20 protein-coding genes are annotated in these 21,987 nt (G+C 62.4%); 8 read left to right on the plus strand and 12 right to left on the minus strand.

Features of this window, described 5'->3' with window-relative positions; all coding sequences use genetic code 11:
* The first annotated feature begins 85 nt into the window (after window positions 1-85).
* From tpx to NCS03_RS11920, 3 genes are all read left to right on the plus strand, one after another.
* Window positions 86-586, plus strand: a complete 501-nt coding sequence (gene tpx, locus NCS03_RS11910) for a thiol peroxidase (RefSeq protein WP_008342910.1) — start codon at window positions 86-88, stop codon at window positions 584-586.
* A gap of 120 nt (window positions 587-706) precedes the next feature.
* Window positions 707-1,645 (plus strand): carbohydrate kinase family protein, encoded by a 939-nt coding sequence (locus NCS03_RS11915; RefSeq protein ID WP_008342912.1) that lies wholly within the window; start codon window positions 707-709, stop codon window positions 1,643-1,645.
* Between the two features lie 17 nt (window positions 1,646-1,662).
* Complete coding sequence (locus NCS03_RS11920; RefSeq protein WP_008342914.1) at window positions 1,663-2,142, plus strand: outer membrane lipoprotein; 480 nt, start codon at window positions 1,663-1,665, stop codon at window positions 2,140-2,142.
* A 225-nt stretch (window positions 2,143-2,367) separates the two neighbouring features.
* Here NCS03_RS11920 and NCS03_RS11925 read toward each other — a convergent pair whose 3' ends face one another.
* From NCS03_RS11925 to NCS03_RS11940, 4 genes are all read right to left on the minus strand, one after another.
* Window positions 2,368-3,057 (minus strand): histone H1-like DNA-binding protein, encoded by a 690-nt coding sequence (locus tag NCS03_RS11925; protein ID WP_034471475.1) that lies wholly within the window; start codon window positions 3,055-3,057, stop codon window positions 2,368-2,370.
* 31 nt (window positions 3,058-3,088) lie between these two features.
* Entirely contained in the window at window positions 3,089-3,418 is a 330-nt protein-coding gene (locus NCS03_RS11930) for a hypothetical protein (protein WP_250529210.1), read from the minus strand.
* 103 nt (window positions 3,419-3,521) lie between these two features.
* A complete protein-coding gene (locus tag NCS03_RS11935) occupies window positions 3,522-4,763 on the minus strand; it encodes a ribonucleotide-diphosphate reductase subunit beta (protein WP_008342919.1) in 1,242 nt (413 codons plus the stop codon).
* A gap of 693 nt (window positions 4,764-5,456) precedes the next feature.
* A complete protein-coding gene (locus NCS03_RS11940) occupies window positions 5,457-5,669 on the minus strand; it encodes a DUF3820 family protein (RefSeq protein WP_008342924.1) in 213 nt (70 codons plus the stop codon).
* A 122-nt stretch (window positions 5,670-5,791) separates the two neighbouring features.
* Here NCS03_RS11940 and NCS03_RS11945 point away from each other — a divergent pair, with 122 nt between their 5' ends.
* On the plus strand, window positions 5,792-7,189 hold the full coding sequence (locus tag NCS03_RS11945) for an MFS transporter (RefSeq protein ID WP_250440202.1): 1,398 nt from the start codon (window positions 5,792-5,794) through the stop codon (window positions 7,187-7,189).
* 844 nt (window positions 7,190-8,033) lie between these two features.
* On the opposite strand, the gene NCS03_RS11950 is transcribed toward NCS03_RS11945, so the two are convergent.
* From NCS03_RS11950 to NCS03_RS11965, 4 genes are all read right to left on the minus strand, one after another.
* Window positions 8,034-11,036, minus strand: a complete 3,003-nt coding sequence (locus NCS03_RS11950; RefSeq protein WP_008342928.1) for a ribonucleoside-diphosphate reductase subunit alpha — start codon at window positions 11,034-11,036, stop codon at window positions 8,034-8,036.
* A gap of 574 nt (window positions 11,037-11,610) precedes the next feature.
* Window positions 11,611-12,213, minus strand: a complete 603-nt coding sequence (gene ampD, locus NCS03_RS11955) for a 1,6-anhydro-N-acetylmuramyl-L-alanine amidase AmpD (protein WP_051996471.1) — start codon at window positions 12,211-12,213, stop codon at window positions 11,611-11,613.
* Complete coding sequence (locus tag NCS03_RS11960) at window positions 12,210-12,548, minus strand: PP0621 family protein (protein ID WP_034471463.1); 339 nt, start codon at window positions 12,546-12,548, stop codon at window positions 12,210-12,212. The genes ampD and NCS03_RS11960 overlap by 4 nt, the downstream gene beginning before the upstream one ends.
* A gap of 27 nt (window positions 12,549-12,575) precedes the next feature.
* The gene (locus NCS03_RS11965) at window positions 12,576-13,484 is read right to left on the minus strand and encodes a cytochrome C assembly family protein (RefSeq protein WP_008342934.1); all 909 of its coding nucleotides are present in this window, start codon (window positions 13,482-13,484) and stop codon (window positions 12,576-12,578) included.
* A gap of 110 nt (window positions 13,485-13,594) precedes the next feature.
* Here NCS03_RS11965 and ffh point away from each other — a divergent pair, with 110 nt between their 5' ends.
* Window positions 13,595-14,962 (plus strand): signal recognition particle protein, encoded by a 1,368-nt coding sequence (ffh, locus tag NCS03_RS11970; RefSeq protein ID WP_008342937.1) that lies wholly within the window; start codon window positions 13,595-13,597, stop codon window positions 14,960-14,962.
* Between the two features lie 124 nt (window positions 14,963-15,086).
* On the plus strand, window positions 15,087-15,638 hold the full coding sequence (locus NCS03_RS11975) for a hypoxanthine-guanine phosphoribosyltransferase (protein ID WP_008342939.1): 552 nt from the start codon (window positions 15,087-15,089) through the stop codon (window positions 15,636-15,638).
* Between the two features lie 45 nt (window positions 15,639-15,683).
* Here the strand turns inward: NCS03_RS11975 and NCS03_RS11980 are convergent, their stop codons facing one another.
* Window positions 15,684-16,283 carry a MarC family protein gene (locus NCS03_RS11980; protein WP_008342940.1) on the minus strand — a complete coding sequence of 200 codons (600 nt, stop codon included), beginning with the start codon at window positions 16,281-16,283 and terminating at the stop codon, window positions 15,684-15,686.
* Entirely contained in the window at window positions 16,283-18,019 is a 1,737-nt protein-coding gene (locus NCS03_RS11985) for a proline--tRNA ligase (RefSeq protein ID WP_008342941.1), read from the minus strand. The genes NCS03_RS11980 and NCS03_RS11985 overlap by 1 nt, the downstream gene beginning before the upstream one ends.
* A 221-nt stretch (window positions 18,020-18,240) precedes the next feature.
* Here NCS03_RS11985 and NCS03_RS11990 point away from each other — a divergent pair, with 221 nt between their 5' ends.
* The gene (locus tag NCS03_RS11990) at window positions 18,241-18,885 is read left to right on the plus strand and encodes an RNA pyrophosphohydrolase (protein ID WP_008342943.1); all 645 of its coding nucleotides are present in this window, start codon (window positions 18,241-18,243) and stop codon (window positions 18,883-18,885) included.
* A 149-nt stretch (window positions 18,886-19,034) separates the two neighbouring features.
* Window positions 19,035-19,598, plus strand: coding sequence for a CNP1-like family protein (locus NCS03_RS11995; RefSeq protein WP_033537265.1), 564 nt, complete (start codon window positions 19,035-19,037; stop codon window positions 19,596-19,598).
* 61 nt (window positions 19,599-19,659) lie between these two features.
* On the opposite strand, the gene proB is transcribed toward NCS03_RS11995, so the two are convergent.
* Entirely contained in the window at window positions 19,660-20,778 is a 1,119-nt protein-coding gene (gene proB / locus NCS03_RS12000) for a glutamate 5-kinase (RefSeq protein ID WP_008342948.1), read from the minus strand.
* A 25-nt stretch (window positions 20,779-20,803) separates the two neighbouring features.
* Window positions 20,804-21,889 carry an Obg family GTPase CgtA gene (gene cgtA / locus NCS03_RS12005; RefSeq protein WP_008342949.1) on the minus strand — a complete coding sequence of 362 codons (1,086 nt, stop codon included), beginning with the start codon at window positions 21,887-21,889 and terminating at the stop codon, window positions 20,804-20,806.
* Window positions 21,890-21,987: the final 98 nt, after the last annotated feature.

Here is a 21,987-nt window from a genome sequence, read left to right on the forward strand (position 1 = left end):
GTTCCACACGACGCGCGTCATGCTCCTCGCGGCGCCTGCACGCGCGATTTTCCCGTCAGCATCTGACAATTCTCTGGAGCGCAACATGAGTCAAGTTACCCTCGGCGGCAACCCTATCGACGTCAGCGGCACGTTCCCGGGCCCGGGCCAGCAGGCGTCCGAATTCACGCTCGTCGGCGCCGATCTCGGCGACGTCAAGCTCGCGAACTTCGCGGGCAAGCGCAAGGTGCTGAACATCGTGCCGAGTCTCGACACGCCGACCTGCGCCACCTCGACGCGCAAATTCAATGAAGCGGCCGCCGGCCTGAACAACACGGTCGTGGTCGTGGTTTCGGGCGATCTGCCGTTCGCCGCGAAGCGCTTCTGCACGACCGAAGGTATCGCCAATGTCGTGACGGCATCGACGTTCCGCGGCCACGAATTCGCGCAGGCTTACGGCGTCGACGTGACGAGCGGCCCGCTCAAGGGTCTGACGGCGCGCGCCGTGGTCGTGCTCGACGAGAACAACAAGGTGCTTCATTCGGAGCTCGTGCCCGAGATCAAGAATGAGCCGAACTACGATGCAGCGCTCGCCGCGCTGAAGTAAATCGTCTCGCCGGACCGCTTCCGACCGGAGCGGTCCGCGCATACGAGGCACGGTGAAGCGCTCGCCGCGCGCCGTATGCGGATTTCTCTCCTCGGCCCCTATCTATAAAGGACGTTCGCCTTGGCTACGCTCATTTGCGGCTCGCTCGCCTACGACAACATCATGACTTTCCAGGGGCGCTTCGGCGACCACATCCTGCCGGATCAGGTGCACATGCTGAACATCAGCTTCCTGGTGCCGACGATGCGGCGCAACTTCGGCGGCTGCGCGGGCAACATCGCGTATGCGCTGAAGCTGCTCGGCGGCGATCCGAAGATCATGGCGACGCTCGGCGCGGCGGATGCGCAGCTCTACATCGACCGGCTCGACGCGCTCGGTTTGTCGAAGGAATACGTGCGCGTGCTGGCCGATCAGCACTCGGCGCAATGCTTCATCACGACCGATCTCGCGAACAACCAGATCACCGCGTTCCACCCCGGCGCGATGATGGAATCGCATCTGAACCGCGCCGACGAAGCGCAGGGCATCTCGCTCGGCATCGTCGCACCGGACGGCGCTCAAGGCATGCGCGAGCACGCCGAAGGGCTGGCGCGCGCGGGCGTGCCGTTCGTGTTCGACCCGGGCCAGGGATTGCCGATTCTGGACGGCGTGGAACTTTGTCGCATGATTGAACTCGCCACCTACGTGGCGGTCAACGATTACGAAGCCAAGCTGCTGAGCAACAAGACCGGCTGGTCGATCGAAGACATCAAGAGCCGGGTCGATGCCCTCGTCGTCACGCGTGGCGAACACGGCGCGCAGATCTATCATGAAGATGGCGTGGCCGAGATTCCGGTCGTCGCGGCGCGTCAGGTGGTCGACCCGACCGGTTGCGGCGACGCATTCCGCGGCGGGCTCCTGTACGGCATCGAAAACAAGCTTGGCTGGGAGAAAACGGGTCGTCTCGCGAGTCTGATGGGTTCGCTGAAAATCGAACATCAGGGGCCGCAAACCTACGCGCCGACGCGCGCCGAAATCGAAGAGCGTTTCAAGCAGGCCTTCGGAAGCAGCCTGTTCTGAATGATTGGAGTGAAGGAATGAAAACGGTAAGTCGTATCGCGCTGGCCATGGCGCTCGTCGGCTCGGTGGCGCTGACGGGCTGCGCCTACAACAGCAGTTCGTCGGACGTCTACACGGCGTCGCAGGCGCAGCGTGAGGAAACGGTGCGCATGGCGACCGTCGAAAGCGTGCGCGGCGTGAAGATCAGCTCGAACAACGGCCAGCCTACGGGCCTCGGCACGATCGGCGGCGGCGCGCTCGGCGGCGTCGCGGCGGCGAGTGCGATCGGCGGCGGCAACGGTTCGATCATCGCGGGCATCATCGGCGGGCTGGCTGGCGCCGTCGCGGGCAACGCGGTCGAGAATAGCGTCGCGATGAAGAACGGTCTCGAGATCACCGTGCGCCTCGATAACGGCGACCTGCGCGCGATCACGCAGACCGCGAACGGCGAAGTGTTTCAGGCGGGCGAGCGAGTGCGTCTGTTGTCGAGCGGCGGCGTCACGCGCGTCACTCACTGACGAGGGCATTCAGCGGACAAATAGCGCCGCGTCATTCTAAGAATGCGCATGTATCGAAAGATGCATGCGCTTTTTCTTTTTCGACGCCCCGAGCAAGCGATGAAATTCGTTGGCCGAAGCGAAAAACCCGCCGCCAGGTTTCCCCGACGACGGGTTCAGGCCGGGTAGGCATACCCGGACTAAGGGCACAGCGCACTGTGCCTGGGTGCTGCGTACTGCGAGAGCTTACGGACGGCTGCCCGTCGGGAACGGCCATGCCGCTGCCGGGTTCAACGCCGTCTTGACCGCAGCAGCCGGAGCGGCCGGAGCAGGCGCCGAGACGGTCGTTGCCGTCGTGGCAGGAGCGGCAGCCGTGGTCTTCTTCGCAGCAGCGGCCTTCTTGGCCGGAGCCTTTTTCGCGGGGGCCTTCTTCGCAGCGGGTGCGGGCGCAGCAGCAGGCGCAGGCGCAGCGGCTGCGGTCTTCGCAGCAGCCTTTTTCGCGGGAGCCTTTTTCGCAGCGGCCTTCTTCGCTGCGGCCTTCTTCGCCGGCGCCTTCTTCGCCGCGGTCTTCTTCGCAGCGGCCTTCTTCGCAGGCGCCTTCTTGGCTGCGGCCTTCTTCGTCGCTACTTTCTTGGTCGCGACTTTCTTCGCTGCGGCCTTCTTCGCGGGAGCCTTCTTCGCCGCGACCTTCTTTGCAGCAACCTTCTTCGCCGCTACTTTCTTGGTCGCGACTTTCTTCGCTGCGGCCTTCTTCGCGGGTGCCTTCTTCGCCGCGACCTTCTTCGCTGCGACCTTCTTCGCCGCTACTTTCTTCGCTGCAACCTTCTTCACAGCGACCTTCTTGGCCGCAACCTTCTTCGCCGGAGCGGCCTTCTTGGCGGTGACTTTCTTCGCTGCAGCCTTCTTTGCGGCGGGTTTTTTCTTGGCAACTGCCATGGTTTTTCTCCTTCAGGTTTTCAGATGAGAGTCAGTTCAAACAACACCCTTCGTCAAAACCCGCTTCCCACGTGTCGCCTTCTCTATAACGCACGCTACGAAGCGGATTATTCATCGGCGTACGCTGATCCCACCTGCTTACGCTAATGAATACGGCAAGGCGCGCCGTGCCCCGAGGCACCGCGCGCCAAATTGAGTCAGCACCGCTTCTTCGCGGCACCGGCCATCGCTTGATCGAGCCAGCGAGCATGCCGCTGGCATTTTCCGGGGGGAAGTTTGCCCATCCCTTTTCAGGGAGCGCAAAACGCCTGTCTTCTATTCGGGCCACACGGCCCGCCAAGTCAGTAGGCGCACTTTGCATCAGGCGACCGTTCTCCTAAACCTTGTCGGCCGGGCGCGCGTGAGCGACACGCTGCTGCCCGTCCGTCCCATCGATTTCGTCTGCAACACGTCCTGGATTTTTATTATTCCCAGGTGAGCGCGCCGCCGGTTTGATACTCAATCACGCGTGTCTCGAAGAAGTTGCGTTCCTTCTTCAAGTCGATCATTTCGCTCATCCACGGGAACGGGTTTTCCTCGTTCGGGAAGAGCGGGTCCAGTCCGATCTGCTGGCAACGCCGGTTGCAGATGAACCGCAAGTAGCTCTTGAACATCGACGCGTTCAGGCCGAGAACCCCGCGCGGCATGGTGTCTTCAGCGTAGCGATATTCAAGATCGACAGCCTGCTTGAAGAGCTCGCGGATCTCTGCCTTGAAGTCGGCGGTCCACAGTTGCGGCTCTTCCAGCTTGATCTGGTTGATGAGGTCGATGCCGAAATTGCAGTGCATCGATTCATCGCGGAGGATGTATTGATACTGTTCCGCCGCGCCCGTCATCTTGTTCTGGCGACCCAGCGCCAGAATCTGCGTGAAGCCGACATAGAAGAACAGGCCTTCCATGATGCAGGCAAACACGATCAACGACTTCAGCAATTTCTGGTCCGCTTCGAGCGTGCCGGTCGTGAAGGCCGGGTCGGTCAGCGTGTTGATGAACGGAATCAGAAACTCGTCCTTGTCACGGATCGACTTGACCTCGTGATACGCGTTGAAGATCTCGCTTTCATCGAGGCCCAGCGATTCGACGATGTACTGGTACGCGTGCGTGTGGATCGCCTCTTCGAACGCCTGGCGCAGCAGGAACTGGCGGCACTCCGGAGCGGTGATGTGACGGTACGTGCCGAGCACGATGTTGTTCGCGGCGAGCGAGTCCGCCGTGACGAAGAAGCCGAGGTTGCGCTTGACGATGCGGCGCTCGTCGTCCGAGAGACCGTTCGGGTCTTTCCACAGGGCGATGTCGCGCGACATGTTCACTTCCTGCGGCATCCAGTGGTTCGCGCAACCGGCGAGGTACTTCTCCCACGCCCACTTGTACTTGAACGGGACGAGCTGATTGACGTCGGTCTTGCCGTTGATGATGCGCTTGTCGGCGACATTGACGCGCGCTTCGCTTTGCGCGGCGATCGCGCTGGCGGAAGGCGTTGCGGCTGCGGGCGGAACGAAGCCATCGGAAAAGATGTTGTTCGCCTGAGCAATCTGATGGGCAGCTTGATGAGTTGCAGCTTGCGCTGCCTGCGTACCGAAAGTCGTGCCTTGAGCGTTACGCAACGGGTTCTGTTGCGGAGCGCTCGAGGGAGCTACGGCAGTGGTCTCGTCATCCCAGTTGAGCATAAATTCTCACCATCAATTTAGATCGGTTTGTACCATCTTTTCATGAGCGATAAAAGAGTTTGCTCATGAAAATTCTCGTTTTCATGCGATTTAGATTCGACGTTGCTACCTGCATACAACACTTGGCTCGAAGCCGTGTGTGTGAAGCTCGATGCGACATCTCTTGAATCGAGTGTGAAGCGGTCCTGATCGAGTGACTTCCGTGACATCGCAGCGTGCTTTCGCGTGACTTCATCGCTGCTCTGCAAGCCTTGTCGCGCAAGGCTCTGCGGACGACGCTGCTTGTGCGATGCGAAGCACGCGCGCTTCATTGCGAAGATCCGCTCGATGCTGTGTTGCCAAGCGCGAACGCATCGAAGCGTGACGCGTTGCGATCATCGATCGAAGTCTCTCGTCGACCCGCGATGCGATGCAAAACATGCGTCGCGAATCGATGAACGCGCGACCTTCATGCGCTCCTCTTCGATGAGCTTCGATGTGTGTGACCGCACGCACTTCGCATCGCTCGATACACGCTGACGCAAGCACTTCGATGGAGCGTCGATGCCTGCTGCGCGCGTCGAATTCGTTGCCGAAGTTTAGCATTTGACGTCTCGTATTTCCACAATATCTTGTGCTTGCAAATCTCGCCAACACAATCTATTGCGTGTTTACGCGACGATCCGTCTCACGCGAAACCGCGCTGCGCAAGGCTCATCGGCCGCGCAACGGATCGAGCAGCGAGCGCAGATTGTTGTGATCGATCTCGTGCATCAACGCGAGCAGGCTGCCGAGTTTGCCTTGTGGAAAACCCTCACGCGCGAACCACGCGAGATAGTGACCGGGCAGATCGGCGATGAGCCTGTCCTTGTATTTGCCATAGGGCATCGTCTGCGTGACGAGACGCTGCAGGTCTTGCGGGTCCATCGCTTCTTCACTCCTCGTTCAATGTTCATCGCACCACGCAGCGCGCTTCGATCCTTCAGCGATTGCTGCATATCGGTGCCATAATCGCCGCTCTTGCCACCGAGAGTCGATCGCGAATCAACATGCCGCTGGCCGTCCAAGCTTTCATTGCCCCTCTCATCGTCGCGTGCGCGATGTTCATGGAAAGCGTCGACGCCAACGTCATCGTTACCGCGATTCCTGAAATGGCGCGCGCGTTTGGACGCGATCCCGTGACGCTGAAGGTTGCGGTCACGAGCTACGTGCTCGGACTCGGCGTCTTCATACCGATCTGCGGATGGGTCGCCGACCGCTTCGGCGCACGCGCCGTGTTCCGCACGGCCATCGGCGTGTTCGTCGTCGGCTCGCTGTTGTGCGCGGCTTCCACATCGCTTGGCCCCTTCACCGTCGCGCGCTTCATCCAGGGCGTCGGCGGCGCGATGATGGTGCCTGTCGGCCGCATCATCATCTTTCGCTCGGTGCGCCGCTCCGAGTTCATACGCGCGATGAACTACCTCTCGGTGCCCGCAATGCTCGGACCAGCGGTCGGGCCGTTGCTCGGCGGCTTCATCACGACGTATCTGCACTGGCGCCTGATCTTTTTCATCAACATCCCGATCGGCATCGCGGGCATCTGGCTGACCAACCGCTACATCGCCAACTCGCACGAGGAACATCCGGGCCGTCTCGACTGGTTCGGTTTCTTTCTCTCCGCGAGCGCGGGCGTGCTGCTGTTGCTCGGGCTCTCGCTCGTCGGCGGCGAACTGATTCCGCAGCGCGTCGCCTTTGCGATGTGCGTCGCCGGCGCGCTGATGGTCGTGCTGTACTGCGTCCACGCGCGACGTGTGGAGAAGCCGCTGCTCGATCTGCGCTTTTTCCGCGTGCCGACGTTTCAGGCGAGCGTGCTCGGCGGTTCGATGTTTCGCATCGGGCTTGGCGCCGTGCCGTTTCTTCTGCCGCTCGCGCTGCAGGAGGGTCTCGGCATGAGCGCGTTCAAGTCCGGCGCGATCACGTGCGCGTCGGCTTTCGGCGGCATGTTCATGCGCTCGTTCGCATCGCGCGTGCTGCATCGCTTCGGCTTCCGTCAGACGCTGTTCTACAACGCGGCGTTGTCGGGTATCGCGATCGCGGCGTGCGGCGCGTTCTTTCCCGGCACGCCGGCCTGGGTGATCTGGGCCGTCGTGCTGCTCGGCGGCTTCTTCCCTGCGTTGCAGTTCACGAGCCTCAACTCGCTTGCTTACGCTGAGATCGAAACACGCGATGTGGGCCGCGCGACGAGTCTTGCTAGCTTCGTGCAGCAGGTTTCGCTCGGACTCGGCGTGACGATCGCGGGGATCACGCTCGAGCTCTCGCAATATCTGAACGGTCATGCGAGTGTGCAATGGTCGGATTTCTGGCCGGCGTTTGTCGTCGTCGGGCTGTTCTCTTTTCTTTCGATGCCGATTACGGCGCGGCTTTCGCATGATGCTGGGACGGAGATTTCTCGCGGTACGCGGGGGTGAGTTCGTTGTTTTGCGTTTTGTTTCGCCGGATCCCGTGATCGTGTCGGCTCGGTGTTTCGCCGGATCCCGTGATCGTGTCGGCTCGGTGTTTCGCCGGATCCCGTGATCGTGTCGGTCTATTAGCGTTGCCCCTGTGCGGGGCGGCACTCACTTTCTTTGCTGCTGCAAAGAAAGTAAGCAAAGAAAGCAGCTTCCGATACGCCCGCGGTCACACGCAATTTGGGTAGTCCTCTCGTCGTTCGTGGGCTGCCTAAAGAGTGCCCTCATAGGCCCCATCGGGCTTGGCTCGCGCACGGTCCGCCATCACTCGCCGCACAACAAACCGGTTCAGCACGAAATGGCTCCGGCCCGCTTCGCGGCCGACCGGCCAATCGGGGAAGCATGCGCTTCTTCACTAACGCCTCCATCTCACTGCAACCGCCGCACGTTGGTTTCCCTCGCATACCCGGCGGCAGCGCGTAGCGCTGTGCCGAAGCTCTTTCGTGCTGAACCAGCGTTCACAACGGTTTCGGGCGGCGGACCGTGCGCGAGCCAAGCCCGGTTATTGTGATGAGGGCACTCTTTAGGCGAGTGCCGCCTGGGACGAGAGTACTACCCAAATTGCGTGTGACCGCGGGCCTGAAAAGCTGCTTTCTTTGCTTACTTTCTTTGCAGCAGCAAAGAAAGTGAGTGCCGCCCCGCACAGGGGCAACGCTAATAGACCGACACGAAAGCGGGATCCGGCGAAACCGAAACCCAAACGCAAAGCAAAAAGCAAAAAGCAAAAACGGACCGGCACCGACCGCTTCCATAAGCAGGAAGCACCCAGCACCGGTCCGCAGAGACCGACTCTCAGCTCAAAACCTTACTGACAAGCCTCACACTCATCGAAGCCCGGATCGCCGGGGCGCATCATACAGACGGGACCATCGGCTTCCTGAGCCGCCTCCACCGCCGGCGCGCTCGCGGCAGCAGCATTGAAGCCACCATTCCCGGCAGCCGACGCCGCACCGCCACCAAACCCGCCAGCCGCACCCGCCCCACCGTCACCGGAAGAAGAAGGCACCGCATTCAACGCACCGTGCGCCACGGTCGACTTCTCGACGTGCGTCGCCGCCATCGTGCGGAGGTAGTACGTCGTCTTGAGACCGCGAATCCAAGCGAGCTTGTAGACCTCGTCGAGCTTCTTGCCCGACGCGCCCGCCATGTAGATGTTCAGCGACTGCGCCTGATCAATCCACTTCTGACGGCGCGACGCCGCTTCCACGAGCCACTTCGGGTCGACTTCGAACGCGGTCGCGTAGATCGCGCGCAGATCGGCCGGAATGCGGTCGATGCGCGAAAGCGTGCCGTCGAAATACTTCAGATCGGACACCATCACTTCGTCCCACAGGCCGCGCGCCTTCAGATCACGCACGAGGTAGTCGTTGACCACCGTGAATTCGCCCGACAGATTCGACTTCACATACAGGTTCTGGAACGTCGGCTCGATACACGCCGACACGCCGATGATGTTCGAAATCGTCGCCGTCGGCGCGATCGCCACGCAGTTCGAGTTGCGCATGCCGTACGTCGAGATGCGCGAGCGCAGTTGCGCCCAGTCCATCGTCTCCGAGGTATCCACTTCGACATAACCGCCGCGCGCCTCGGCCAGGAGCTTCAGCGAATCCTGCGGAAGAATGCCGCGATCCCACAGCGAGCCGCGATACGTCGCGTAACGACCGCGCTCTTCCGCGAGTTCCGTCGACGCGTAGTACGCGTAGTAGCAGACGGCTTCCATCGAACGATCCGCGAACTCGACCGCCTCGCCCGACGCATAAGGCGTGCGCAGCAGATGCAGGCAGTCCTGGAAGCCCATGATGCCCATGCCGACCGGACGATGCTTCAGGTTCGAGTTGCGCGCCTTCGGCACCGCGTAGTAGTTGATGTCGATGACGTTGTCGAGCATGCGCATCGCGACGCTGATCGTGCGCTTGAGCTTCGCGTGGTCCAGCGCGTAGCTGCCATCGGCCTGCTTCACCATGTGCGCGACGAGGTTCACCGAGCCCAGATTGCAGACGGCGATTTCCGTCTCGCTCGTGTTCAGCGTGATTTCGGTGCACAGGTTCGACGAGTGCACGACGCCGACGTGCTGCTGCGGCGAACGCACATTGCACGGATCCTTGAACGTGATCCACGGATGGCCCGTCTCGAACAGCATGCCAAGCATCTTGCGCCACAGTTGCGCCGCCGGCAGCTTCTTGAACAGCTTGATTTCGCCGCGCGCGGCTTTCTCTTCGTAAGCGACGTACGCCTTTTCGAAGTCGGCGCCGAACAGATCGTGCAGGTCCGGGCAGGTCGACGGCGAGAACAGCGTCCAGTCGCCGCCTTCGACGACGCGCTTCATGAACAGATCGGGAATCCAGTTCGCCGTGTTCATGTCGTGCGTGCGGCGACGGTCATCGCCGGTGTTCTTGCGCAGCTCGAGGAATTCCTCGATGTCGAGGTGCCACGATTCCAGGTACGCGCACACCGCGCCCTTGCGCTTGCCGCCCTGGTTCACCGCGACGGCCGTGTCGTTCACGACCTTCAGGAACGGCACGACGCCCTGCGACTTGCCGTTCGTGCCCTTGATGTGCGAGCCGAGCGCACGCACGCGCGTCCAGTCGTTGCCGAGGCCGCCCGCGAACTTCGAGAGCAGCGCGTTTTCCTTCAGCGCTTCGTAGATGCCGTCGAGATCGTCGGCGACCGTCGTCAGATAGCACGACGACAATTGCGAGCGATGCGTGCCCGAATTGAAGAGCGTCGGCGTCGACGACATGAAGTCGAACGACGACAGCACGTTGTAGAACTCGATCGCGCGCGCTTCACGGTCGATCTCGTTCAGCGACAGGCCCATCGCCACGCGCATGAAGAATGCCTGCGGCAACTCGATGCGCGTGCCGTCGACGTGCAGGAAGTAGCGGTCGTACAGCGTCTGCAGGCCGAGATAGCCGAACTGCAGATCGCGATTCTGATCGAGCGCGGCGCCGAGGCGCTTGAGGTCGAACTGTTGCAGCTTGTCATCCAGCAGGCCGGCTTCGACGCCGCGCTTGATGAACTGCGGGAAGTATTCGGCGTAACGCTCGCCCATTTCGGCTTGCGTCACTTCCTCTTCGAGAATTTCGCGGCGGATCGTGTGCAGCAGGATGCGCGCCGTGACCTGACTGTACGCCGGATCCTTCTCGATCATCGTGCGCGCGGCGAGAATGGCCGAATCGTAGACCTGCGACATCGGCACGCCGTCGTACAGGTTCTTCACCGTCTCCGCGACGATCGGCTCGGCGGACACCGCATCGCCCAGATTCGCGCACGCGGAGACGATCAGCGCCTTCAGCGCTTCGAGATCGAGCGGACGCGTGACGCCGTTGTCCGTCACGTTGATCGCGCCTTCGTGCGACTGCGCGTTTTGCGCGGCCGAGCGCTCTTGCGAACGCTGCTGCGTGCGCTTCTCGCGATACAGCACGTACGCGCGCGCGACGTTGTGCTCGCCGCCGCGCATCAGCGCGAGCTCGACCTGATCCTGAATGTCTTCGATGTGGAAAGTCCCGCCGTGCGGACGGCTGCGCACGAGCGCGCGCACGACGGCTTGCGTCAGTTGCTCGACTTGCTCGCGCACACGCGCCGAAGCTGCGCCCTGACCGCCGTTCACCGCGATGAATGCCTTCGTCACGGCGATCGCGATTTTCGTCGGCTCGAACGACACCACGCTTCCGTTGCGACGGATGACCTTGTAGTCGGCAAACGTCGTGTTCGGCGCGAGCGCCTGAGCGCCCACGCCCTGCGCACCGCTCATCGGCTGTGCGGATGCGCCTTCGAATGAAGTCGTGGCGTTTTCGGTGGTTTGCATGTGCAAAACTCCTGGTGTTCGATTGGTGCGGATGGTCCGCGGATTTATCACTTATGCCGCGCGCGTGACGAACTCGTCGTGAAAGTCGCGCGGTGTTTTGGCGGTCAAGCCGGGCTGTGAATGCAGCAGGCTGAAAACACGAATCGCGGCGCTTACGGCCCGCATTGTCATTGGCGTCTCATGCGGTGCCCGCGTTGGCGCGCGGTGTCGGTCGACGCAATTCGCGCTTGCTTGCATGCCTTCTTCACGGTGCTGCTCGCTGGCGCCCGACGCGCCCGACGCCTCTCTCCTCGCAAAGAGAAACCGTCTCGCGCATCGCCCCGGGCCAGCCAAACTTCTTCTACGCCGGAAAGCCGACGGCGCCGGCTCACTGGAGCGGGCGCCGCGTCAACAACACAAGATCTAGTGCAAAGTACGTCTGTCGGCACCAAGTATAGTGGACAACATCGCAGTCTCAAAAAGTTTTATTTGCCCTGAGTCTGCGGTAGCGGGGTTGACTTTTGCTATAGCAAAGCGCGACAAGGCCTCGCGCGCGACGCTGCTGCGCCGCAACGAGAAAGACCTTACGCAGCGCTCAGATGTTGGATTGAAACGGAAAGAACGACGGCGGCAGCGCGCTGCCGTGACGCAGACGCGACCACTCGAAATGCGGGCCCGGATCGGTCTTGCGGCCGGGCGCGATGTCCGAGTGACCCGCGACTGCATCGATCGGATAGCGCTTCACCACGACTCGCACGAGCGCGGCGAGCGCGTCGTACTGCGCGTCTTCGAAGGGCACGCGATCGCTGCCTTCGAGCTCGATGCCGATCGAAAAGTCGTTACAGCGCTCGCGCCCGCAGAACGACGAGACGCCCGCGTGCCACGCGCGTTCGTCGCAGGAGACGAACTGCTCGATCGCGCCGCCGCGACGGATCACGAAGTGCGCCGACACGCGCATGCCGCGCAGATGATCGAAGTACGGATGCGCGTCGTGATCGAGCTTGTTGAGGAAGAAATCGGCGATGGCGTTCGTCGTGAAATCGTCGGGCGGCAGGCTGATGTTGTGCACGACGATGAGCGTCGGCACCGCGTCGCCCGGACGCGCCTCGAAGTTCGGCGACGGCAGGCGCGTCGCGTGCGTGAACCAGCCTTGCGCGTCGATATGCGGATCGCGCTGTCTGACGACGTTGGTGTTCATCGTGCGTCGCGTCCGGTCGGACGGGCCGCGTAATGGCGCGCGTGATCGCTGCAGCAGAAGCGCTCGCCCGCGACGATGATCGATTCGCTGCGCGGCGTGTGCACGCCACACTGCGCGCAACGGATGAGCGGATCGGCGAGTTGCGGCGCGCTCGCGGCCGCGCCGTTGCCATGACCGTTGCCGCTGCGGGCGCGGCGTGCGTCATGCGCTCCGCCCGCGGTCGCGCCGCCGGCTGGCGCGTCGCCCTGCTGCGCGCGCTCGTTCGCGCGGCGCAGCTTCTTCAGAAGCCACTGGCACAGGAAAAAGAGGACGATCAGAAAGAAGAAATTTCGCATCGATTCAATGCCGATAGATCCAGACGCTCAGACGACCGCGCGATGCAGCAGCACTTCGAACACGAAGCGGCTGCCGACGTACGCGAGCAGCAGCGCGGCGAACGACGCCAGCACCCAGCGCAACGCGGCGCGTCCGCGCCATCCGGAGAGGCGGCGCGCGGTGAGCAATGCGCCGAACATCAGCCAGGAGACGAACGCGAACACGGTCTTGTGATCGAAGCGCAGCGCGCGATCGACCAGTTGCTCGTTGAAGGCGATGCCCGACACGAGCGTGAGCGTGAGCAGCACGAAGCCCGCCGCGATCAGGCGGAACAGCAGCTTTTCAAGAGTCAGAAGCGGCGGCAGCGTGTCGAGCCAGCTCGCGAGCCAGCCATTGCCGGTATGACGCGTCGCGAGGCCGCGCATGCGCTGCAGGCGGCGTTCGAGCATCAGCATGAGCACGGCGTGCAGCGCGGCGATCGCGAAGAGTCCGTACGCGATGTTCGCGATCAGGAAATGCAGCTTGAACATCGGCGCGGCGGAATACGACAGCACGCGCACGCCGCCGAAGACGAGCGGCAACAGCGACGCGATGCACGCGAGCGGCAATACGAGCAGGCGCAGGCCGTCGAGCGGAAAGAAGAAGCTCTCGATCCAGTAGATGCCCGCGCCGAGCCAGAACATCGCGGAGAGCGCGAACGCGAAGCCGAAGATCATCGCGTTCTGGGGAAAGATGGTCGTGTGCAGCAGGAGGCCGTGCACGAGCAACGCTACTAATAATAGAGCGCGGCCCAATCCGCCCATGTCCGGCGATTTTTTGGCCGCCGCCGGCGATGCGATGCCCGGAGGCACGCCGGCCAGCGCCGGCTCCACGGCCGTGTGGCGATGCGCGCGCCAGCCCGCTACGGCGAGTCCGCCATAGAGAAGCGCAGTGAGGGCATACAGTACAATATCCATGTTCGAAGTTTACACTAGGCCCTTGAATCACGACGTTTTCTCCCTTGCGGCAACGCGGGGCGATTACGTCGTTTTGCGCTGAAAAAGGGCCGCATTCACTACCGTTTCCCATGCTCGATAACCTGACTCAACGGATGGCCCGCGTCGTCAAGACGCTGCGCGGCGAAGCCCGGCTCACCGAGGCCAACACGCAAGAGATGTTGCGGGAAGTGCGTCTCGCGCTGCTCGAGGCCGACGTCGCGCTGCCGGTCGTGCGCGAGTTCATCGCGAAGGTGAAGGAAAAGGCGCTCGGCGAGGAAGTGCTGTCGAGCCTGTCGCCGGGTCAGGCGCTCGTCGGCGTCGTCCAGAAGGAACTGACGGCCGTGATCGGCGGCGATTACGAAGGCAAGGCAGCCGAGCTGAATCTGGCGGTCGCGCCGCCCGCCGTGATCCTGATGGCCGGTCTGCAGGGTGCGGGCAAAACCACCACGACCGGCAAGCTCGCCAAGCTGCTGCGCGAAAAGAGCAAGAAGAAGGTCCTCACCGTTTCCGTCGACGTGTATCGCCCCGCCGCTATCCGTCAGTTGCAGACGGTGACGGAACAGGTCGGCGCCGACTTCTTCCCGTCGGAAGCGAATCAGAAGCCCGCGGATATCGCGCGCGCGGCGATCGACTGGGCGAAGCGGCACTATCACGACGTGGTGATCGTCGATACGGCCGGCCGTCTCGGTATCGACGAAGCGATGATGAAGGAAATCAGCGAGCTGCACGCGCTGCTCAAGCCCGCTGAAACGCTCTTCGTCGTCGACGCCATGTTGGGGCAGGACGCGGTCAACACCGCGAAGGCGTTCAACGACGCGCTGCCGCTCACCGGCGTCGTGCTCACCAAGCTCGACGGCGATTCGCGCGGCGGCGCGGCGCTTTCGGTGCGCAACGTCACCGGCAAGCCGATCAAGTTCGTCGGCGTCGCGGAAAAGCTCGACGGCCTCGAAGTCTTCCATCCGGATCGCATGGCGAACCGGATTCTCGGCATGGGCGACATTCTCGCGCTCGTCGAGGAAGCGCAACGCGGCGTCGACAGCCAGGCCGCGCAGAAGCTCGCCGACAAGGTCAAGAAAGGCGGCGACTTCGATCTGAACGACTTCAAGGCGCAGCTCTCGCAAATGAAGAAGATGGGCGGCCTTTCGTCACTCATGGACAAACTGCCCGCGCAGTTTCAGCAGGCCGCGCAAGGCGCGGACATGAACAACGCGGAAAAGCAGATGCGCCGCATGGAAGGCATCATCAATTCGATGACGCTGCAGGAACGCGCGAAGCCGGAGCTCATCAAGGCGGCGCGCAAACGCCGTATCGCCGCGGGCGCGGGCGTGCACGTTCAGGAGGTGAACCGCATGCTCAACCAGTACGAGCAGATGCGCGGCATGATGAAGAAGCTGAAAGGCGGCAACCTGCAAAAGATGATGCGCGGCATGAAGGGCATGCTGCCCGGCATGCGCTGACCCGCACTTTTATTGAACCCGCGTTCTCTTCGGGCGTCCGACTCGAAAGAAACGCGGGTTTATCATATGGCGCACGCCGCCGTTTTTTTCCACACTTAGAAGTCAGCCTTTCCCGCTTCCCCTTATGAATCGCGAAGAAGCCCTCCATATTTTCAGCCACTCAGAAGAGATCGTGACGGCTGACGAAGTCAACGCATCGATCGGCAAGATGGCCACGGCCATCAAGGCTGCGACGAAAGACGACTTCCCGCTCGTGCTCTCGGTCATGGGGGGCGCGGCCGTGTTCACCGGCATGCTGCTGCCGCATCTCGACTTCCCGCTCGAGTTCGATTACATCCACCTGACGCGCTATCGCAACGCCATCAAGGGCGGCAGCGAGATGCAGTGGCGCGTGGCGCCGGCGGAATCGGTGAAGGATCGCGTGGTGCTCGTGCTCGACGATATTCTCGACGAAGGCGAAACGATGGCCGCGATCCGCGATCGCATCATGGCGATGGGCGCGAAGACGTTTCTGTCCGCGGTGCTGTGCGAGAAGATCATCCCGAAGGCGAAGCCGCTGCGTCCGGATTTTTGCGGATTCGAAGTGCCGGATCGTTACGTGTTCGGCTGCGGGATGGACGCGAAGGGTTACTGGCGTAACCTGCCGACGATCCGGGCGTTGACGGAAGGGGCGTGATCCCCGCCCGTATCCAAAAGAAAAGCGGCCCGCGGGCCGCTTTTTTCATAGCTGATGCACGAAAGTGCGTATGCCCGTGAGCATCATCTCGACGGAAATCGCGACAAGGACAAGCCCCATCAAACGCTCGAAAGCCGTCACCACGCGCTCGCCGAGCCATTGCTGAATCTTCTCGGCGAGAATCAGCACGATCGCGCAGACGATCATCGTCACCGTGAGCGCGCCGATCCATTCGAACATTTTGCCGGGCGCCTGCGACGTCAGCAGCATCACCGTCGCGAGCGCCGATGGCCCCGCCAGCGCCGGAATCGCGAGCGGCACGATCAGCGGCTCGCCGCCGCGCGAATCGCCGCCCATCGCGCCGTCCGGATGCGGAAAGATCATGCGCAGCGCGATCAGAAACAGCACGATGCCGCCCGCGATGCGCAACGAGACATCGGTGAGGTTCATCGCGCGCAGGAAGCGATCGCCCGCCAGCATGAACACCAGCAGAATGACGAACGCGATCGCCACTTCGCGCAGCACGACCACGCGGCGCCGCTCTTTGGCGACGCCGCGCAGCGCGTTGATGAAGATCGGGATATTGCCGAGCGGATCGGTGATCAGCAGCAGCAGGATCGTCGCCGACAGGAAGTTGTACTGCATTACTTCGCGAGCGCGGCCCGCACTTTCCCGACGACGACATCGGCGGCTTCATCGACCGGCAGCAGCGTGGCTTCCGCGTCGCGGCGGCCCTGATATTCCAGCTTGCCTTCCTTCAGCCCGCGATCGCCGATCACGATGCGATGCGGCACGCCGATCAATTCCCAGTCCGCGAACATCACACCCGGACGCTCGCCGCGATCGTCGAGAATCACGTCGATGCCGGCCTGCTGCAGCGTCGCGTACAGCTTGTCGGCCTGCTCGCGCACGGCGTCGCTGCGGTCGTAGCCCATCGGGCAGATCACGACTTCGAACGGCGCAATGGCTTCCGGCCAGATAATGCCCTTGTCGTCGAAATTCTGTTCGATTGCCGCGCCCAGCACGCGCGTCACGCCGATGCCGTAGCAGCCCATCTGCATCGGCGCGGGCTTGCCGTTTTCGTCGAGGAAGGTCGCGCCCATCGAATCGGAATACTTCGTGCCGAGCTGGAACACGTGACCCACTTCGATGCCGCGGCAGATTTCGAGCGTGCCCTTGCCGTCGGGCGACGGATCGCCCGCGACGACATTGCGAATGTCCGCGACTTCCGGCTCGGGCAGATCGCGGCCCCAGTTCACGCCGGTCGTGTGGTAATCGACCTCGTTCGTGCCGACGACGAAGTCGCTCATGTTCGCGACCGTGCGGTCCGCGATCACGCGCACCGGCTTCTTCGTGTTGAGCGGACCGAGGTAGCCCGGCGGCGTGCCGAACCATTCGACGATCTCGGCTTCCGTCGCGAAGCGATAGCCCTTCAGGCCCGGCAGCTTGCCCGTCTTGATGTCGTTGAGCGAGTGATCGCCGCGCAGCATCAGCAACCAGATGGTCGGTTCGGCGCCTTCGTTGTCGGTCGCGAGAACGATCGACTTGATCGTGCGTTCCAGCGGAATGTTCAGAAGCTGCGCGACCGCCTCGCACTTCGCGGCGCCGGGCGTGGGCGTCTTCTTCAGTTCTTCGGTCGGCGCGGCGCGTTGCGCGATGAGCGGCAGCGCATCGGCGGCTTCGACGTTCGCCGCGAAGTCCGAGCTCGGGCAATACGCGATGTCATCCTCGCCCGTATCGGCGATCACGTGGAATTCATGCGAACCGCTGCCGCCGATCGAACCGTTGTCCGCCGCGACCGCGCGGAACTCCAGCCCGATGCGCGTGAAGATGCGCACGTAGGCTTCGTACATCTTGCGATACGACTCTGCGAGGCCGTCGAGGTCCTTATCGAAGGAATAGGCGTCCTTCATGATGAATTCGCGGCCGCGCATCACGCCGAAGCGCGGGCGGATTTCGTCGCGGAACTTCGTTTGAATCTGATAGAAGTTTACCGGCAACTGGCGATAGCTCTTGATCTCGCGGCGCGCGATGTCCGTCACGACTTCCTCGTGCGTCGGGCCCATGACGAAATCGCGCTCGTGGCGATCCTTGAAACGCAACAGTTCCGGGCCGTATTGCTCCCAGCGGCCCGACTCCTGCCACAGTTCGGCGGGCTGCACGGCGGGCATCAGCAATTCGAGCGCGCCCGCGCGGTTCATCTCTTCACGCACGATGGCCTCGACCTTGCGCACCGAGCGCAGACCGATCGGCATGTAATCGTAGATGCCGCCCGCGACGCGGCGGATCATGCCTGCACGCATCATCAGCTTGTGGCTGACGATCTCGGCGTCGGCGGGAGCTTCCTTCAGGGTGCCGATGAAGAAACGGGATGCTTTCATTCAAATTTTCCAAATGCGGCGCGCTTCGGAGCGGATAGCGCCGAAGCAGGCGGATCAAGGTGAACGACGGAACGACCGGCGAGAAAAGAAGATTTTGCCGCCTGCCGGATGCTCTGGCAAAGACATTCACACGGATGCCCCGAATTGGGGTTCGTGCCAGTGCGTCGAGGCCAATAACTGTTTATAATCAAAGCAATTTTAAAGGATTTGAAGGTGGCTGTATGCTGGATCGTGAAGGCTTTCGCCCGAACGTCGGCATCATCCTCTTGAACGCGCGCAACGAAGTGTTTTGGGGCAAGCGGCTGCGTGAACATTCCTGGCAGTTTCCGCAAGGGGGCATCAAATACGGTGAGACCCCTGTGCAAGCGATGTATCGGGAGTTACACGAAGAAACCGGCCTGCTACCGGAGCATGTAAAAGTTGTGGGTCGCACGCGCGACTGGCTGCGTTATGAGGTGCCGGACAAGTTCATCAAGCGCGAGGTGCGCGGACATTATCGCGGTCAGAAACAGATCTGGTTTCTGCTGCGCATGGTGGGCCGCGATTGCGACATCTGCCTGCGCGCGACGGACCATCCGGAATTCGATGCCTGGCGCTGGAACGAGTATTGGGTACCGCTGGATGCGGTCATCGAGTTCAAGCGCGACGTTTATCAAATGGCTCTATCCGAGCTGTCCCGCTTTCTGCGGCGTACCAACTCCCGCGGTGAGCGCGGCGAGCGAGCCGCGCATCACGGACCGCGCTATCCACGCGTCGTCCAGACGATGACGATCGAAGCTCCTGCCGTTACTGCCTCCGGCGCGGCAGTTCAGGCAGAATGCACGGTCAGCGAAGAAGTGCATGTGATCGTGCAGCGCTCATCGTGAATCCGGGCACTGCAACGCTTCGAGCACTTTGACACTCAACTCGATTGCGATCGATGGCACGGCGAACTTCTCGCCGTGCCATCTCGCTTTGTTCCGCCGGGCGGGCGCATGAAGCCCGCGCGCATGTTTCCGGGAAGACCCAATTGAAAGTGAATGCCTCACTCGCGGTAATCGCGGCATCCGCGGCAGCGCTCGCCGTGCTCGCCGGCTGTTCCAGCAACAAGGCGCCGTCCACGCAGGACGACGGCGTGTTCACCTATCTGCTCGACCGCAAGCCGAACTGGACCGAAGAAAAAATCGACACGATGCCACCGCTGCCGCAGGCATCGAATCTGGTCGCGTTCAACGTGTCGCAGAACACGCCGCTCACGTTCGCCGTCGACAAGACCACGCTCACGGTCGGCAAGGATGGCGTCATTCGTTACGTGATCGTCGCGACGAGTCCGGCGGGCGCGCGCAACGTCAACTATGAAGGCATTCGTTGCGACACCTACGAATGGCGTCGCTACGCGAGCATCAACGACGATCAGAACGGCTGGGATCAAGGTTCCGCATTCGACTTCAAGCGCATCGAAAACGGCGAGCTGAACGCGTATCAGGCGGCGCTCTATCAGGATTATTTCTGCACGAGCAAGCTGCCCGTCGGCACCGCGAAACAGATCGTCAACAACATGGAATACAAGCGCACGCAAAGCGTGATCAATCTGCGCTGATTGCGCCGCGCGTCGGCGTGACGATGTGAAAACGCCCGCTGATTCAGCGGGCGTTTTCGTTTCAGACGAGCACGAGATTGTCGCGATGGATCAGTTCCGGCTCCAGCATGTAGCCGAGCACCGATTCGATCTCGCCGCTCGGCCGCCGATGAATCAGCCGCGCCTCCGAACTGCTGTAGTTCGTGATGCCGCGCGCGACTTCCTGCCCTTGATCGTCGACGCACGCGATTACTTCGCCGCGATCGAAGGCGCCTTTCACGTCGATGACGCCGATCGGCAAAAGGCTCTTGCCGTCGGCGGTGAGCTTGTTGACCGCGCCCTTGTCGATGACGACATGCCCGCGCACCTGCAAGTGATCCGCCATCCACTGCTTGCGCGCCGCCATGCGTGCGGTGCGCGCGATGAGTTGCGTGCCGATCATCTCGCCCGATGCGAGGCGCGTGAGCACATCGGCTTCGCGGCCGCTCGCGATGACCGTGTTCGCGCCGCTGTGCGCGGCACGCTTCGCCGCGAGAATCTTGGTCAGCATGCCGCCGCGTCCTAGGCTCGAACCCGCGCCGCCCGCCATCTGCTCGAGTTCGGGCGTGCCGGCGTCGGCTTGCTCGACGAGCGTCGCGTTCGGGTCCTTGCGCGGATCGGCGGTGAAGAGGCCACGCTGATCGGTGAGAATGACGAGCGCATCGCCTTCGATCAGATTCGCGACGAGCGCGCCGAGCGTGTCGTTGTCGCCGAACTTGATTTCGTCGGTGATGACGGTGTCGTTCTCGTTGATGATCGGCACGGCGCCCAGGCGCAGCAGCGTGAGCAGCGTCGAGCGCGCGTTCAGATAGCGTTCGCGATCGGCGAGATCGGCGTGCGTGAGCAGAATCTGCGCGGTGCGGATGCCGTGCGCGCCGAAGCTGCTTTCGTAGACTTGCGCGAGACCCATCTGGCCGACCGCGGCCGCCGCCTGCAATTCGTCGATTTCGCGCGGTCGCTTTGTCCAGCCGAGCCGGTGAATGCCTTCCGCGATCGCGCCCGAACTCACGAGCACGACTTCCTTGCCCTGTTCGCGCAGCGCCGCGATTTGCGACGCCCAGCGCGAGATTGCCGCATGATCGAGCCCGCGACCGTCATTGGTGACGAGGCTCGACCCTACTTTCACTACGATTCGCTTCGCAGCGGCGATGACCGAACGCATCGTGCGCTTTCTCCTCGTGGTTGCTTTATTCCTTCGTTTCGTCGTCGCGGAAGCGCACGTCGGCGGCGAGATCTTCCGCTTCAGCCGCGCGCGATGCGTCCGAATGCTGCGAGATGTAATCGTAGATCGCGTAGGTGAGCGCCTCGCAGCCCTGACCGGTCAACGCCGAAATCTCGTAGACCGGACCGTCCCATTCGAAGCGCTCGACGAAATCGGCGATGCGCGCCTCGCGTTCGTCTTCCGGCACCATGTCGAGCTTGTTCAGCACGAGCCAGCGCGGCTTCTCGTAAAGCTGCTCGTCGTACTTGCGCAGTTCGTTGACGATCGCCTTCGCTTCCGCGACCGGATCGACGTTTTCATCGAACGGGGCCATGTCGACGAGATGCAGCAGCACGCCCGTGCGCTGCAAGTGCCGCAGGAAACGATGCCCGAGGCCCGCGCCTTCCGCCGCGCCTTCGATGAGACCCGGAATGTCCGCGATCACGAAGCTCTTGCTCGGCCCGACGCGCACTACGCCGAGATTCGGCGCGAGCGTCGTGAACGGATAATCCGCGATCTTCGGCCGCGCGTTCGACACCGACGAGATGAAAGTGGACTTGCCCGCGTTCGGCATGCCGAGCAGACCGACATCCGCGAGCACTTTCAACTCGAGTTTGAGCATGCGGCGCTCGCCCGGCTTGCCGTCGGTTTTCTGACGCGGCGCGCGGTTCGTGCTCGACTTGAAATGCAGGTTGCCGAGGCCGCCCGCACCGCCCTTCGCGATCAAGACCTGCTGATTGTGCTCGGTCAGATCGGCGATGATCTCGCCCGTTTCCTGATCCGAAATGATCGTGCCGACCGGCATGCGCAGCGTGATGTCGTCGCCGCCCTTGCCGTAGCAATCCGCGCCGCGGCCGTTTTCGCCGTTGCGCGCCTGATGCTTCTTGGAGAACCGGTAGTCGATCAGCGTGTTGATGTTGCGGTCGCCGACCGCGTAGACGCTGCCGCCGCGCCCGCCGTCGCCGCCGTCCGGTCCGCCGAACGGGACGAACTTTTCGCGGCGCATCGACGCGCTGCCATCTCCTCCGTCGCCGGCGATGACTTCGATCCTCGCTTCGTCAATGAACTTCATGCGTTGCTCCGTCCCGTGTATTCGCTCTATTTTGCCGTGACCGACCTGGCCGGTCACTCATAACCAATTTTTGACCGCACCAAATAAAAATGGCCCCG

The sequence above is a fragment of the Caballeronia sp. ATUFL_F1_KS4A genome (assembly GCF_023630905.1).
Taxonomy (GTDB): Bacteria; Pseudomonadota; Gammaproteobacteria; order Burkholderiales; family Burkholderiaceae; genus Caballeronia; species Caballeronia zhejiangensis.

Excerpts from the sequence above, each read along its gene's own strand:
- tpx (WP_008342910.1), top strand. The coding sequence starts at position 86 with ATGAGTCAAGTTACCCTCGGCGGCAACCCTATCGACGTCAGCGGCACG.
- NCS03_RS11920 (WP_008342914.1), top strand. The coding sequence starts at position 1,663 with ATGAAAACGGTAAGTCGTATCGCGCTGGCCATGGCGCTCGTCGGCTCG.
- NCS03_RS11925 (WP_034471475.1), bottom strand. The coding sequence starts at position 3,057 with ATGGCAGTTGCCAAGAAAAAACCCGCCGCAAAGAAGGCTGCAGCGAAG.
- NCS03_RS11930 (WP_250529210.1), bottom strand. The coding sequence starts at position 3,418 with ATGCAAAGTGCGCCTACTGACTTGGCGGGCCGTGTGGCCCGAATAGAA.
- NCS03_RS11935 (WP_008342919.1), bottom strand. The coding sequence starts at position 4,763 with ATGCTCAACTGGGATGACGAGACCACTGCCGTAGCTCCCTCGAGCGCT.
- NCS03_RS11940 (WP_008342924.1), bottom strand. The coding sequence starts at position 5,669 with ATGGACCCGCAAGACCTGCAGCGTCTCGTCACGCAGACGATGCCCTAT.
- NCS03_RS11945 (WP_250440202.1), top strand. The coding sequence starts at position 5,792 with ATGCCGCTGGCCGTCCAAGCTTTCATTGCCCCTCTCATCGTCGCGTGC.
- NCS03_RS11950 (WP_008342928.1), bottom strand. The coding sequence starts at position 11,036 with ATGCAAACCACCGAAAACGCCACGACTTCATTCGAAGGCGCATCCGCA.
- ampD (WP_051996471.1), bottom strand. The coding sequence starts at position 12,213 with ATGAACACCAACGTCGTCAGACAGCGCGATCCGCATATCGACGCGCAA.
- NCS03_RS11960 (WP_034471463.1), bottom strand. The coding sequence starts at position 12,548 with ATGCGAAATTTCTTCTTTCTGATCGTCCTCTTTTTCCTGTGCCAGTGG.
- NCS03_RS11965 (WP_008342934.1), bottom strand. The coding sequence starts at position 13,484 with ATGGATATTGTACTGTATGCCCTCACTGCGCTTCTCTATGGCGGACTC.
- ffh (WP_008342937.1), top strand. The coding sequence starts at position 13,595 with ATGCTCGATAACCTGACTCAACGGATGGCCCGCGTCGTCAAGACGCTG.
- NCS03_RS11975 (WP_008342939.1), top strand. The coding sequence starts at position 15,087 with ATGAATCGCGAAGAAGCCCTCCATATTTTCAGCCACTCAGAAGAGATC.
- NCS03_RS11980 (WP_008342940.1), bottom strand. The coding sequence starts at position 16,283 with ATGCAGTACAACTTCCTGTCGGCGACGATCCTGCTGCTGCTGATCACC.
- NCS03_RS11985 (WP_008342941.1), bottom strand. The coding sequence starts at position 18,019 with ATGAAAGCATCCCGTTTCTTCATCGGCACCCTGAAGGAAGCTCCCGCC.
- NCS03_RS11990 (WP_008342943.1), top strand. The coding sequence starts at position 18,241 with ATGCTGGATCGTGAAGGCTTTCGCCCGAACGTCGGCATCATCCTCTTG.
- proB (WP_008342948.1), bottom strand. The coding sequence starts at position 20,778 with ATGCGTTCGGTCATCGCCGCTGCGAAGCGAATCGTAGTGAAAGTAGGG.
- cgtA (WP_008342949.1), bottom strand. The coding sequence starts at position 21,889 with ATGAAGTTCATTGACGAAGCGAGGATCGAAGTCATCGCCGGCGACGGA.